The sequence below is a fragment of the Variovorax beijingensis genome (assembly GCF_003951285.1).
Lineage (GTDB): Bacteria > Pseudomonadota > Gammaproteobacteria > Burkholderiales > Burkholderiaceae_C > Variovorax > Variovorax beijingensis.
The window spans coordinates 38398-51408 of sequence record NZ_RXFQ01000021.1 but is presented as its reverse complement, the minus strand read 5'-3'; the positions used below and the strand labels follow the sequence as shown (position 1 = coordinate 51408).

Sequence of the window (13011 nt, the reverse complement as noted above, 5' to 3'; positions counted from 1 at the left end):
GCACAAACGATGCTGTCACGCACCGCCGATCATCTTTACTGGATGTCCCGCTACACCGAGCGCGCGGAGAACACCGCCCGCATGCTCGACGTCAACTACCAGACCTCGCTGCTGCCCCAGTCGGCCGAAGTGGCCAAGTACGGCTGGCAGGGCGTGCTGTCCATCAGTGAGCTGCTGCCCTCGTACAACAAGAAGTACGAGCAGATCACGCCGCACGACGTGATGGAATTCATGGTCAAGGACGAGAGCAATCCGTCTTCGATCCTTTCCTGCCTCAAGGCCGCGCGCGAGAACGCGCGGGCGGTTCGCGGCGCGCTCACCACCGAGGCCTGGGAAACCCAGAACACCACCTGGCTCGAGGTCAACCGCATGCTGCGCGCCGGCGATTTCGAGCGCGACCCGGCCCAATTCTTCGAATGGGTCAAGTTCCGCTCGCACCTGTCGCGCGGCGTCACGCTCGGCACCATGCTGCAGGACGAGGCGTTCTACTTCTCGCGCCTTGGCACCTTTCTGGAGCGCGCCGACAACACCGCGCGGCTGGTGGACGTGAAGTTCCACGCGCTCAACAGCGAGTTCTTCGGCACCGCCACGGAAGAAGACCAAGAGTACGACTTCTATCACTGGAGCGCCATCCTGCGCAGCGTCTCGGCCTTCGAGGTGTACCGCAAGGTGTACCGCGACGTGATCAAGCCCGAGCGCGTGGCCGAGCTGCTCATTCTTCGCGCCGACATGCCGCGCTCGCTGCATGCGAGCCTGGTGGAAGTGGTGAGCAACCTCGCCAAGGTGCAGAACGAGCAGAGCGCCGAAACCCAGCGCCGCGCCGGCAAGCTGCTGGCCGACCTGCAGTACGCTCGCGTCGACGAGATTCTTGCGACCGGGCTGCACGCCTACCTCACGCAGTTCCTCGACCGGGTGAACGAACTCGGCGGGCGGATCAGCCAGGACTTCCTGGTTCCGGCGCACTGAGCCTGCGCCTCGGGCCGGGATCGTCGCCGGCGACGGGGCGAGGTCCCCGGCTGCGACTCCCGGATGGCTGTTTCAGGCAGGTGGCGGTGCGGCAGCCCGCTCCCTGGCGTCTCTGCACTTGAGCTGCAGTTGCTGGAAATGCGACCGCCATGCCACCGCGTCGAACCAGCTCTCCACATCGAGCCTGAGCGATACGCGGCGCACGCCATCGTGATACTGCGTCACCTTGACCCGCAGGCCGTCATTCGCCGGGACGGAAGCGATATCGACCTGCGAGTTCGTCAGCGCGATGACCAGGCGCTCGCCCGGGCCCGCGTTGCGGGATTTCTTCAGCACGAGATGGCAGCTGTCCTGTTTTGCGAGCTGTCTGTTCCCCGCGCCTGCTGCCAGATAGCGATTGAGCGCCTTCAGGTGGGCGGATGCGGTCATGCGCCTGTCGTCCAGCGCGTCTTCGATGGGATAGCGATCGCCGCATCCTGATGCCAGGATGCAGGCAAGCAGCGGCAGGCTCAGGGCCCGTCTCATGAGCGGGGACGCGGATGGGGCGCCATGGCGCGCTGCGTTCGGCAACATCCTGCAAGTATCGGCCATGGCGTGTTTGTCGATGGACGGCGGGCGCGGCGACTCAGGGATATCCCCCACGGAACTTATTGCGCCTCGCGGGCCCAGACGGGCTCGCCCGGCATCGCCGGACATTCGTGAAGCCCGATAGAAAGGAACCCTCCCTCCATGTTCAGATCCAGCCGACTGCCCGCGCTGCTCCTCGCATTCGTTCTCTCGTGGATGGCATTGCCATCCGCATTCGCCGCCGAGCGGCAGATGGTCAGTGCAGCGGTCGGTACGCTGAACATGCGCACCGGTCCCGGCCAACGCTACGAAGCGCACTGGACCGTGGGCAAGGGCTACCCGTTCCGCGTCATCGGCAGGAAGGGCGACTGGCTGCGGGTCAGCGACTTCGAGAACGACAAGGCATGGGTCTACCGCCCGATGACCAGCAAGACGCCGCACCACGTGGTGAAGGCGAAGGTGGCCGCCCTGCGCAGATCACCAAGCACGCGCAGTCCGGTGGTGAAGCGGGCGGTCTATGGCGACGTGCTGCGCACGCTCGAGCGCCGGGGCGACTGGGTCAAGGTCCGGCACGAAAGGGGGGGCACCGGCTGGGTGGCCCGGCGCCTGGTCTGGGGCTGGTAGCAGGCCTCAGGTCGCCGTGGCCTGCCGCACCGCGCGCTCCCAGCGCGCCATCGATTCCTCGGCCTGGGCGCGGCCCATGGTCGGCATGAAGCGCCGCTCCACCTTCCACAGCTTCGACAGCTGCCGCGCGTCGCTGTAGACGCCGGTCGACAGGCCCGCCAGGTAGGCCGCGCCGAGCGCGGTGGTCTCGATCACCTCGGGCCGCACCACGGGAATGCCCAGCAGGTCGGCCTGGAACTGCATCAGCAGGTCGTTCACGCTCGCACCGCCGTCCACGCGCAGTTCGGCCACGGGCGTGCCGCCGGCCGCGACCGCATCGCGGCTCATGGCCTGCAGCAGCGCGGCGCTCTGGTAGGCAATGCTTTCCAGCGCGGCGCGCGCGATGTGCGCGACCGTGGTCCCGCGCGTGAGGCCGGTGATGGTGCCGCGCGCATCGGCGTCCCAGTAGGGCGCGCCCAGGCCGGTGAAGGCCGGCACCATCATCACGCCGCCCGCATCGGGCACGCTTTCGGCGAGCGACTGCACCTCGGCGCTGCCCTTGATGGCCTTCAGGCCGTCGCGCAGCCACTGCACCACGGCGCCGCCGACGAAGACGCTGCCCTCCATCGCGTACTGCGGCGTGGCGCTGGTCTGCGCGGCGCTGGTCACGAGCAGGCCGTTGTGCGAGGGCTGGAATTCGCCGCCCGTGTGCATCAGCAGGAAGCAGCCGGTGCCGTAGGTGTTCTTGGCCATGCCGGCCGCAAAGCAGGCCTGGCCGAAGAGGGCGCTCTGCTGGTCGCCGGCCACGCCGCCGATGGGCAGCGCGCGGCCGAGCAGGGCCGCATCGGTGTCGGCAAAGTGCGAGCTCGACGGCTGAACCCTGGGCATGAGCGCGGCGGGAATGTCGAGCGCCTCGAGCAGGTCGGCATCCCATTCGTTGCGGTGCACGTTGAAGAGCATCGTGCGCGAGGCGTTGCTCACGTCGGTCACGTGCACCTTGCCGCCGGTGAGCTGCCACATGAGCCAGCTGTCGACGGTGCCGAAAGCCAGCTCGCCGCGCTCGGCCTGCGCGCGTGCGCCGGGCACGTTGTCGAGCAGCCAGCGCAGCTTGGTGCCGGAAAAATAGGCATCGATGACGAGCCCGGTCTTCTCCTGGATGGTGCCGGTCATGCCTTCATCGCGCAGCTTTGCGCACAGCGGCTCTGCGCGACGGTCCTGCCAGACGATGGCGTGGTGTACCGGCTGGCCGGTCTTGCGGTTCCACAGCAGGGTGGTCTCGCGCTGGTTGGTGATGCCGATGGCGTGGATGTCCGCAGACTGGAGCCTGGCCTTGACGAGCACGTCGCGCGCGGTGGCAAGCTGGCTGTGCCAGATTTCCATGGGGTCGTGCTCGACCCAGCCGGGCCGCGGATAGATTTGCGTGAGCTCCTTCTGCGCGATCGCGACGATGCGGCCTTCGCGGTCGAACACGATGCTGCGGGAGCTCGAAGTGCCTTGGTCGAGTGCGAGCAGGTAGGTCATGGTTTGAGTGTTCCTTGGAGTCTGGATGCGACTTGCGTTCGCGGCGTTTTGTTCAGGGCGCGTGCACAGATCACCGGATACTCCCCTCCGCGAATGTCCCCCGGCCTGCGGCCTCCTCCTTGATTTCGCTGCGGGGAGCACCCGATGCTCTGTGCACCTGGGCGCGCTGCCGGTGCATGGCCGATCAACGACCGCTCCGCATAACGATCACGTCGATGGGGTGCCTTGCGCAGCGAAATAAAGGGGGAGGCCGCAGGCCGGAGGACATTCGCGGAGCAAGGTACCCCGTCGGCGGGAGCGCGCCCTGAACAAGGCAGTTCAAACACAACAGAGAAGCAAGTTTTCATCTTCAGTCGCGCGCAATCTCGAGCCGAACCTGCGCCGCATGCAGCAGATCGGCAAAAGGCGCCGGCGGCTCCGCGTCGGTGAAGAGGCGGTCGATCTGCGAGAGCGTGCCCAGCTGGATCATCGCGGGCCGGTTGAACTTGCTCGCGTCCGCCGCCAGCCACACCTCGCGCGCCTGCGCGATGATGGTTTGTGCCACCTTCACCTCGCGCAGGTCGAAGTCGCGCAGCGAACCGTCGGGCTCGATGCTGGACACGCCGATCAGCGCGATGTCCACCTTGAACTGGCGGATGAAATCGATGGTCGCTTCGCCCACGATCGCGCGGTCGCGCGGGCGCACCGAGCCGCCCGCCACGATCACCTCGCACGAGGTGTTGCCGCTCAGGATCGTCGCCACGTTCAGGTTGTTGGTGATCACGCGCAGGCCCGTGTGGCGCAGCAGCGCCTTGGCGATGGCCTCGGTGGTGGTGCCGATGTTGAGGATCAGCGAGCAGTCGTTGGGCACCAGCTCGGCCACGCGCCGCGCGATGCGCGCCTTGCCCTCCGCATGCAGCGTCTCGCGCTGCTGGTAGCCGATGTTCTCGGTGGTGGAGCTCGGCACGCGCACGCCGCCGTGAAAACGCGTGAGCAATCCCTGGTCGGCCAGCCGCTGCACGTCGCGCCGCACCGTCTGCAGCGTGACGCCCAGCATGTCGGCCAGCTGCTCGACGGTGACCGAGCCGCGCGAGCGCACGGTATCGAGAAGATTGATCTGGCGCGGATTGGAGTTCACGGAAACGTCGTGGAAAGCGGGAAGACTCCCCAGAGAGTACAGGCCGTGCCACTTTAAAACGAACGAAAACGAATCTTACTAAGGGAAAACTCGGAGGAAAATCGCGTCAAAAGGAATCCAAATGAAAAGACGCGAAAATACAATGGCGCCCTTCCGTGACCGAAGTCATGAACCAACGGGCCCATCTTCTGTGAGCGATTTCTCCTCCAATCCGCCTTCGCCGGCAACCGATTGCGACGTGTTGATCGTCGGCGGCGGCATCAACGGCTGCGGCATTGCGCGCGACCTGGCCGGCCGGGGCTGGCGCGTGGTGCTGTGCGAGAAGGACGATCTCGCCTCGCACACCTCGTCGTCCTCCACCAAGCTGATCCACGGCGGGCTGCGCTACCTCGAGTACTACGAGTTCTCGCTCGTGCGCAAGGCGCTGCAGGAGCGGGAGGTGCTGCTCAAGAGCGCGCCGCACATCATGTGGCCGCTGCGCTTCGTGATGCCGCATGACCCTTCGATGCGGCCGGCCTGGATGATCCGCATCGGCCTGTTCATGTACGACCACCTTGCCAAGCGCGAAGTGCTGCCGGGCTCGCGCAGCATCGACCTGCGCAGCCATGCGGCCGGTGCGCCGCTCAAGCCGCAGTTCAAGCGCGGCTTCGTCTATTCCGACGGCTGGGTCGACGATGCGCGGCTCGTGGTGCTCAACGCCATCGATGCCAGGGCGCGCGGCGCCGAGGTGCTCACGCGCACCCGCTGCGTCCATGCGCAGCGCGACGCCGACGGCTGGACCGCCACGCTCGAAGCTGCGGACGGCAGCATCCGCGCGGTGCGCGCGCGCGCCGTGGTCAATGCCGCGGGACCGTGGGCGGAATCGTTCCTGCGCGGCGTGGCGCAGTCGGCCAAGGGCGAGCCGCTGGCCACGCGGCACCTGCGGCTGGTCAAGGGCAGCCACATCGTGGTGCCGCGCCTGTTCGAGCACGACCATGCCTACATCTTCCAGAACCCCGACAAGCGGATCATCTTCGCGATTCCCTACCAGGACGAGTTCACGCTGATCGGCACCACCGACATCGAACTGAACGGCGACGATCCCGGCGCGGCGCGCATTGCCGAGGAAGAAATCGCCTACCTCTGCATGCAGGCGAGCCGCTATTTCGAAAAGCCGGTCAAGCCGGCCGACGTGGTCTGGACCTACTCGGGCGTGCGCCCGCTGCTCGACGATGCGTCGGGCGACCCCTCGGCCGTCACGCGCGACTACATGCTCGAATCGAACACCACTGCGGCGCCGCTGCTGTCGGTGTGGGGCGGCAAGATCACCACCTTCCGCAAGCTGGCCGAGGACGCGGCCGACGAGGTCGGCAAGATGCTCGGCCAGTCGAGCGCGCAGCGTCCGCCCTGGACCGATGGCGCCTTCCTGGCCGGCGGCGATCTTTCCGAATGGATCGGCGCCGCCACGCGGCCCGACGACGATTTCGAACGCTTCGTGGCCGCGGTGCAGGCGCGCCATGCATGGCTGGACGCGCGGCTCGCGCGCCGCCTGGCACGTGCCTACGGCGCACGCGTGGCCGAGCTGCTCGGCGATGCGCAGTCCATGGAAGACATGGGCGAAGCCGTGGCGCCGGGGCTTCACGAGCGCGAACTGCGCTTTCTGCAGGAGAACGAGTGGGCCGTGAGCGCCGACGACGTGCTCTGGCGCCGATCGAAGCTCGGCCTGCGCTACACGGCCGAGGAGCGCCGGCAGGTGGCCGCCTGGCTGCAGGCGCGCACCACCAACAACAGCTACATGATCAACGGGGAGCGCTGATGCAATTGACTCTGGAGCGCGTCACCAAGAAGGTCGGCGCGCAGACCTGGCTCTACGAACAGAGCATCGCGCCCAAGAGCGGCGCGGTCACCGTGCTGCTGGGTGCCACGCAGGCCGGAAAGACCAGCCTGATGCGCCTGATGGCGGGGCTCGACACGCCCAGCACCGGCCGCGTGCTGGTCGACGGCAAGGACGTGACCGGCATGCCGGTGCGCGAGCGCAACGTGGCCATGGTGTACCAGCAGTTCATCAACTATCCGTCGCTCACGGTGGCCGACAACATCGCCTCGCCGCTCAGGCTGCGCGGCGAGAAGAACGTCGAGGCGCGCGTGAAGGCGCTGGCCGACAAGCTGCACATCGGCATGTTCCTGGACCGCCTGCCCGCCGAGCTGTCGGGCGGGCAGCAGCAGCGCGTGGCGCTGGCGCGCGCACTGGCCAAGAACGCGCCGCTGATGCTGCTCGACGAGCCGCTGGTGAACCTCGACTACAAGCTGCGCGAAGGCCTGCGCGAAGAGCTCACGCAGCTGTTCGCCATCGGCGATTCGACGGTGATCTACGCCACCACCGAACCCGGCGAGGCGCTGCTGCTGGGCGGCTACACGGCCGTGATGGACGAGGGTGAACTGCTGCAATACGGCCCGACCGCCGAGGTCTTCCATGCGCCGCAGTCGCTGCGCGTGGCGCGCGCCTTCAGCGATCCGCCGATGAACCTGCTGGCCGGCACCGCAGTGGCCGGCCGCGTGCAGCTCGGAGGCGGACCGGCGCTCGCGCTCGCCGTGCCCGAAAGCGTTTCGGGCGCGGTCACCGTCGGCCTGCGCGCGAGTGCGTTGAACGTGGACGCGGGGGAGGGCGATATCGCCTTGCCCGGCAAGGTGGAGTTGGCCGAAATCTCGGGCTCCGACACCTTCGTGCACGTCGAGACGGCGGTCGGCGAACTGGTGGCGCAGCTCACCGGCGTGCACCGCTTCGAGCTGGGCGCGCCGATCACGCTGTACTTCAGCGCCTCGCAAGCCTATGTGTTCGATGCCGGCGAAAAGCTGGCGCTCGCGCCGGCATGGCGCAAAGGAAGCTGACATGGCACGCATCGATCTCGACCTGGCCCACGCCTACCGCCCCAACCCGAAGCAGGACAGCGACTATGCGCTGCTGCCGCTCAAGATGAGCTTCCGCGATGGCGGCGCCTATGCCTTGCTCGGCCCCTCGGGCTGCGGCAAGACGACCATGCTCAACATCATCTCGGGCCTGCTGGTGCCCTCGCAGGGCACGGTGACCTTCGATGGCCGCGACATGACGCGCGCCACGCCGCAGGAGCGCAACATCGCGCAGGTGTTCCAGTTTCCGGTGATCTACGACACCATGACCGTGGCCGAGAACCTCGCGTTTCCGCTGCGCAACCGCAAGGTGCCCGAAGACCAGATCAGGAAGCGCGTGGGCGAGATTGCCGAGATGCTCGACATGAGCGGCCAGCTGAACCAGCGTGCCTCGGGCCTCGCGGCCGACGCCAAGCAGAAGATATCGCTCGGCCGCGGCCTGGTGCGCAGCGACGTCTCGGCGGTGCTGTTCGACGAGCCGCTGACGGTGATCGATCCGCACCTCAAGTGGCAGTTGCGCCGCAAGCTCAAGCAGATCCACCGCGAGCTGAAGCTCACGCTGATCTACGTGACGCACGACCAGGTCGAGGCGCTCACCTTCGCCGAAGAGGTGGTGGTGATGACGCGCGGCAAGGCCGTGCAGGTGGGCAGCGCGGAGGCGCTGTTCGAGCGGCCGGCGCACACCTTCGTCGGCCACTTCATCGGCTCGCCGGGCATGAACTTTCTTTCGGCAAAGAGCGCGAACGGCGCACTCGAGGTGGCGGGCACGCCGCTCGTGCCGACGCGCGAACTGCCGCAGGGCGCGCTCAAGATCGGCATCCGGCCCGAATACCTGCGCCTTTCGAACGCGGGCGCCGCAGGCGTCGTGCCCGCGGTGGTGAAGCAGGTGCAGGACGTCGGCACGCACGCCATGCTGAGCGCCGAGGTCGACGGCGGCGTGGTCAAGGTGCGGCTGCACTCGGACGATCAGCCGCCGGCAGTGGGCGACACCGTGTGGCTGCGGGTGCTCGACACCCACACCTGCTACTACAAGGACGAGGAGCTGGTCGCATGAACGCTACTAACAAGCCCATCAATCAAAAGGCCTGGTGGCTCGTGCTGCCGGTGCTGATCTGCGTGGCCTTCTCGGCCATCGTGCCGCTGATGACGGTGGTCAACTATTCGGTGCAGGACATCATCTCGCCCGACCGGCGCGTGTTCGTCGGCACCGAGTGGTTCGCCTCGGTGATGCGCGACGACGAGCTGCACCAGGCGCTGTGGCGCCAGCTGGGCTTCTCGCTCTCGGTGCTGCTGGTCGAGATTCCGCTGGGCATCTGCCTGGCGCTGTCGATGCCGGCCAAGGGCTGGAAGTCGTCGGCGGTGCTGGTGGTGGTGGCGCTGTCGCTGCTCATTCCCTGGAACGTGGTCGGCACCATCTGGCAGATCTACGGCCGCGCCGACATCGGCCTGCTGGGCCATGCGCTGCAGAAGCTGGGCATCGACTACAACTACACGGGCAGCGCGACAGACGCGTGGCTCACGGTGCTGGTGATGGATGTGTGGCACTGGACGCCGCTGGTGGCGCTGCTGTGCTTTGCCGGCCTGCGCTCCATTCCCGACGCCTACTACCAGGCCGCGCGCATCGACGGCGCGAGCAAGTTCGCGGTGTTCCGCTACATCCAGCTGCCGAAGATGCGCGGCGTGCTGATGATCGCGGTGCTGCTGCGCTTCATGGACAGCTTCATGATCTACACCGAGCCCTTCGTCCTGACGGGCGGCGGTCCGGGCAATGCCACCACCTTCCTGAGCCAGTACCTCACGCAGAAGGCCGTGGGGCAGTTCGACCTGGGGCCGGCGGCTGCTTTCTCGCTGATCTATTTCCTGATCATCCTGTTGTTCTGCTTCGTGCTCTACAACTGGATGCAGAGGGTTGGGACGCAGGAAGCGGAGGTCGAGAAATGACTTGTTTCTGGCCCTCCTATTCAGGACGCGCCCCCGCCGACGGGGTACGCGGCGAAGCGAATGTCCCCCGCCTTCGGCTCCTCCTTTATTTCGCTGCGCAAGGCACCCCATCGACGGGAGCGTTGGACAGAGCAGTTGTTGATCAGCGATACACCAGCGGCGTGCCCTGGTGCACAGGGCATCGGGTACTCCCCGCAGCGAAATCAAGGAGGAGGCCGCAGGCCGGGGGACATTCGCGGAGGGGAGTACCCGGTGGCCTGTGCACGTGCCCCGAACGGCAGCGCCAAGAACAACCGCAACAAGAACAAAAACAAATGGAGCAACCGACATGAACGATAAAAGATTCCGCAAGCGCAGCATCTTCCTGGTGCTGTACATCCTGTTCGCGCTGCTGCCCATCTACTGGATGGTCAACATGAGCTTCAAGACGAACGAGGAAATCGTCTCGAGCTTCTCGTTCTTTCCGCACGAGCTCACCTGGGCCAACTACGCGCGCATCTTCACCGACGAGTCGTGGTACTCGGGCTACATCAACAGCCTGATCTACGTGGCCATCAACACGGTGATCTCGCTCACCGTGGCGCTGCCGGCGGCCTATGCGTTCTCGCGCTATTCGTTCCTGGGCGACAAGCACGTCTTCTTCTGGCTGCTGACCAACCGCATGACCCCGCCCGCGGTGTTCCTGCTGCCGTTCTTCCAGCTCTACAGCACCGTCGGCCTCATGGACACCCACCTGGGCGTGGCGCTCGCGCACCTGCTGTTCAACGTGCCGCTGGCGGTGTGGATCCTCGAAGGCTTCATGAGCGGCATTCCGCGCGAGATCGACGAGACAGCCTACATCGACGGCTACTCGTTCCCGCGCTTCTTCGTCAAGATCTTCCTGCCGCTCATCAAGGCCGGCGTGGGCGTGGCGGCGTTCTTCTGCTTCATGTTCAGCTGGGTCGAGCTGCTGCTCGCGCGCACGCTCACCAGCGTGAACGCCAAGCCGATCGTCGCGACGATGACGCGCACGGTGAGCGCTTCGGGCATGGACTGGGCCACGCTGGCTGCCGCCGGCGTGCTCACCATCGTGCCGGGTGCGATCGTGATCTGGTTCGTGCGCCACTACATCGCAAAAGGCTTTGCGATGGGCCGCGTCTAAGAGGAGGCGAAAAGACATGTTCGACTGGATGGTCTGGACCACCCCGGTGGCCGTTTTCTTCATCTGCATCGCGCTCATGCTGGTTGGCATGACGGTGTGGGAGTTCAAGTCGCCCACCACCATGCGGCGCGGCTGGCTGCCGATTGCCACCACCCGCGGCGACCGGCTCTTCATCGGGCTGCTTGCCGCGGCCTACCTGAACCTGGTCTTCATCGGCCTGGCCGGCAAGTTCCAGGAATGGATGAGCCTGGAAGCCGAGCCCTCGATCTGGATCAGCTTCGTGCTGTCGATGTTTCTTCTGGCGCTGGTGATGCGCAAGGGCTGAGCCCGACGATTTTCAGACGCGACCGGCTCTCCGCCTCCCCGGAGCCGCGATCGAAAAAACCGGGGAAGCTTTCAACCGAGGAGACACATTCATGAAGATGCGCTACACGGCATTGGCAATGGCAGCGGCGATGTTCGCCGCGCAGGGTGCATGGGCCGCAGAGCCCGAGGCCAAGAAATGGATCGACAGCGAGTTCCAGCCATCCACCCTCAGCAAGGACCAGCAGGCCGCCGAGATGAAGTGGTTCATCGATGCGGCCAAGAAGCTGCAGGCGAAGGGCGTGAAGGAGATCTCGGTGGTGTCCGAAACCATCACCACGCATGAATACGAATCGAAGACGCTCGCCAAGGCCTTCGAGGAAATCACCGGCATCAAGGTCAAGCACGACCTGATCCAGGAAGGCGACGTGGTCGAGAAGCTGCAGACCTCGATGCAGTCGGGCAAGTCGATCTACGACGGCTGGATTTCCGACTCCGACCTGATCGGCACGCACTACCGCTACGGCAAGATGATGAACCTGACCGACTACATGGCCGGCGCGGGCAAGGAGTTCACCAACCCGGGCCTGGACCTCAAGGACTTCATCGGCACCAAGTTCACCACCGCGCCCGACGGCAAGCTCTACCAGCTGCCCGACCAGCAGTTCGCCAACCTCTACTGGTTCCGCGCCGACCTGTTCGACCGCAAGGACCTGAAGGACAAGTTCAAGGCCAAGTACGGATACGACCTGGGCGTGCCGCTCAACTGGAGCGCCTACGAGGACATCGCCGAGTTCTTCAGCGTCGACGTGAAGACCATCGACGGCAAGCCGATCTACGGCCACATGGACTACGGCAAGAAGGACCCGTCGCTGGGCTGGCGCTTCACCGACGCATGGCTTTCGATGGCCGGCACCGCCGACATCGGCAACCCCAACGGCATGCCGATCGACGAGTGGGGCATCCGCGTGGCCGACGACAAGTGCACGCCCGTGGGTGCCTCCGTGTCGCGCGGCGGCGCCACCAATTCGCCGGCCGCCGTGTACGCGCTCACCAAGTACATCGACTGGATGAAGAAGTACGCGCCCAAGGAAGCCATGGGCATGACCTTCGGCGAATCCGGCCCGGTGCCGGCGCAGGGCCAGATCGCGCAGCAGATCTTCTGGTACACGGCCTTCACCGCCGACATGACCAAGAAGGGCCTGCCCGTGGTGAACGAGGACGGTACGCCCAAGTGGCGCATGGCGCCCGGCCCGAACGGCCCGTACTGGAAGCAGGGCATGCAGAACGGCTACCAGGACGTGGGTTCGTGGTCGTTCTTCAACGGCCATGACGCCAACAAGACGGCCGCCGCCTGGCTCTATGCCCAGTTCGTCACGTCCAAGAGCGTCTCGCTCAAGAAGACCATCGTGGGCTTGACCCCGATCCGCGAATCGGACATCCAGAGCAAGGCCATGACCGACATGGCGCCCAAGCTCGGCGGCCTGGTCGAGTTCTACCGCAGCCCGGCCCGCGTGGCATGGACGCCCACCGGCACCAACGTGCCCGACTATCCGAAGCTCGCGCAGCTCTGGTGGAAGAACGTGGCCGAGGCCGTCACGGGCGAAAAGACCCCGCAGAAGGCGATGGACAACCTGGCCGACGAGATGGACAACGTGATGGCCCGCCTGCAGCGTGCCGGCATGGCCCATTGCGCGCCCAAGCTCAACGCCAAGGGCGATCCGAACAAGTGGCTGAGCGACAAGAACGCCCCGTGGAAGAAGCTGGCCAACGAGAAGCCCAAGGGCGAGACCATCGAATACGGCAAGCTGCTGACGGCCTGGAAGGAAGGCAAGGCGCGCTGAGCGGCTGCTTCTTGCCGAACAGCGTTTGACGAAGGGCCGCGCCGGAGGGTGCGGCCTTTTTTTTCGTCCATCCGTGGGATCGACGCGACGGCATGACCAATGGCAGATGCGCCAGTGCTACG

General features: G+C 66.0%; 12 protein-coding genes. 9 read left to right on the top strand and 3 right to left on the bottom strand.

The window, feature by feature from the left end; all coding sequences use genetic code 11:
* Positions 1 to 9: 9 nt before the first annotated feature.
* Positions 10 to 966, top strand: a complete 957-nt coding sequence (locus EJO66_RS27275; RefSeq protein ID WP_021008049.1) for an alpha-E domain-containing protein — start codon at positions 10 to 12, stop codon at positions 964 to 966.
* Between the two features lie 72 nt (positions 967 to 1038).
* Here EJO66_RS27275 and EJO66_RS27270 read toward each other — a convergent pair whose 3' ends face one another.
* Positions 1039 to 1491 (bottom strand): hypothetical protein, encoded by a 453-nt coding sequence (locus tag EJO66_RS27270; RefSeq protein ID WP_164547921.1) that lies wholly within the window; start codon positions 1489 to 1491, stop codon positions 1039 to 1041.
* Positions 1492 to 1695: 204 nt separating this feature from the next.
* Between EJO66_RS27270 and EJO66_RS27265 the strand changes: the two genes are divergently transcribed.
* Positions 1696 to 2157 (top strand): SH3 domain-containing protein, encoded by a 462-nt coding sequence (locus tag EJO66_RS27265; RefSeq protein WP_124961105.1) that lies wholly within the window; start codon positions 1696 to 1698, stop codon positions 2155 to 2157.
* 6 nt (positions 2158 to 2163) lie between these two features.
* On the opposite strand, the gene glpK is transcribed toward EJO66_RS27265, so the two are convergent.
* On the bottom strand, positions 2164 to 3657 hold the full coding sequence (gene glpK / locus EJO66_RS27260; protein ID WP_124961106.1) for a glycerol kinase GlpK: 1494 nt from the start codon (positions 3655 to 3657) through the stop codon (positions 2164 to 2166).
* Between the two features lie 349 nt (positions 3658 to 4006).
* Entirely contained in the window at positions 4007 to 4774 is a 768-nt protein-coding gene (locus EJO66_RS27255) for a DeoR/GlpR family DNA-binding transcription regulator (protein WP_124961107.1), read from the bottom strand.
* A gap of 121 nt (positions 4775 to 4895) precedes the next feature.
* Between EJO66_RS27255 and glpD the strand changes: the two genes are divergently transcribed.
* The 7 genes from glpD to EJO66_RS27220 all read left to right on the top strand — a co-directional run bounded on the left by glpD (position 4896) and on the right by EJO66_RS27220 (position 12889).
* Positions 4896 to 6569, top strand: coding sequence for a glycerol-3-phosphate dehydrogenase (gene glpD / locus EJO66_RS27250; protein WP_124961108.1), 1674 nt, complete (start codon positions 4896 to 4898; stop codon positions 6567 to 6569).
* On the top strand, positions 6569 to 7642 hold the full coding sequence (locus EJO66_RS27245) for an ABC transporter ATP-binding protein (protein WP_124961109.1): 1074 nt from the start codon (positions 6569 to 6571) through the stop codon (positions 7640 to 7642). Before glpD ends, EJO66_RS27245 begins: the two co-directional genes overlap by 1 nt.
* A 1-nt stretch (position 7643) precedes the next feature.
* On the top strand, positions 7644 to 8714 hold the full coding sequence (locus tag EJO66_RS27240; RefSeq protein WP_124961110.1) for an ABC transporter ATP-binding protein: 1071 nt from the start codon (positions 7644 to 7646) through the stop codon (positions 8712 to 8714).
* Positions 8711 to 9601 carry a carbohydrate ABC transporter permease gene (locus EJO66_RS27235; protein ID WP_124961111.1) on the top strand — a complete coding sequence of 297 codons (891 nt, stop codon included), beginning with the start codon at positions 8711 to 8713 and terminating at the stop codon, positions 9599 to 9601. The genes EJO66_RS27240 and EJO66_RS27235 overlap by 4 nt, the downstream gene beginning before the upstream one ends.
* 328 nt (positions 9602 to 9929) lie before the next feature.
* Positions 9930 to 10742: a carbohydrate ABC transporter permease gene (locus EJO66_RS27230; RefSeq protein WP_018907388.1), complete on the top strand. Its 813-nt coding sequence runs from the start codon at positions 9930 to 9932 to the stop codon at positions 10740 to 10742.
* A 16-nt stretch (positions 10743 to 10758) separates the two neighbouring features.
* The gene (locus EJO66_RS27225) at positions 10759 to 11067 is read left to right on the top strand and encodes a DUF2160 domain-containing protein (protein ID WP_124961112.1); all 309 of its coding nucleotides are present in this window, start codon (positions 10759 to 10761) and stop codon (positions 11065 to 11067) included.
* A 91-nt stretch (positions 11068 to 11158) separates the two neighbouring features.
* Positions 11159 to 12889 carry an ABC transporter substrate-binding protein gene (locus EJO66_RS27220; protein ID WP_124961113.1) on the top strand — a complete coding sequence of 577 codons (1731 nt, stop codon included), beginning with the start codon at positions 11159 to 11161 and terminating at the stop codon, positions 12887 to 12889.
* Positions 12890 to 13011: the final 122 nt, after the last annotated feature.

Coding starts and splice junctions, on each gene's coding strand:
- EJO66_RS27275 (WP_021008049.1), top strand. CDS start 10: ATGCTGTCACGCACCGCCGATCATCTTTACTGGATGTCCCGCTACACC.
- EJO66_RS27270 (WP_164547921.1), bottom strand. CDS start 1,491: ATGAGACGGGCCCTGAGCCTGCCGCTGCTTGCCTGCATCCTGGCATCA.
- EJO66_RS27265 (WP_124961105.1), top strand. CDS start 1,696: ATGTTCAGATCCAGCCGACTGCCCGCGCTGCTCCTCGCATTCGTTCTC.
- glpK (WP_124961106.1), bottom strand. CDS start 3,657: ATGACCTACCTGCTCGCACTCGACCAAGGCACTTCGAGCTCCCGCAGC.
- glpD (WP_124961108.1), top strand. CDS start 4,896: ATGAAAAGACGCGAAAATACAATGGCGCCCTTCCGTGACCGAAGTCAT.
- EJO66_RS27245 (WP_124961109.1), top strand. CDS start 6,569: ATGCAATTGACTCTGGAGCGCGTCACCAAGAAGGTCGGCGCGCAGACC.
- EJO66_RS27240 (WP_124961110.1), top strand. CDS start 7,644: ATGGCACGCATCGATCTCGACCTGGCCCACGCCTACCGCCCCAACCCG.
- EJO66_RS27235 (WP_124961111.1), top strand. CDS start 8,711: ATGAACGCTACTAACAAGCCCATCAATCAAAAGGCCTGGTGGCTCGTG.
- EJO66_RS27230 (WP_018907388.1), top strand. CDS start 9,930: ATGAACGATAAAAGATTCCGCAAGCGCAGCATCTTCCTGGTGCTGTAC.
- EJO66_RS27225 (WP_124961112.1), top strand. CDS start 10,759: ATGTTCGACTGGATGGTCTGGACCACCCCGGTGGCCGTTTTCTTCATC.
- EJO66_RS27220 (WP_124961113.1), top strand. CDS start 11,159: ATGAAGATGCGCTACACGGCATTGGCAATGGCAGCGGCGATGTTCGCC.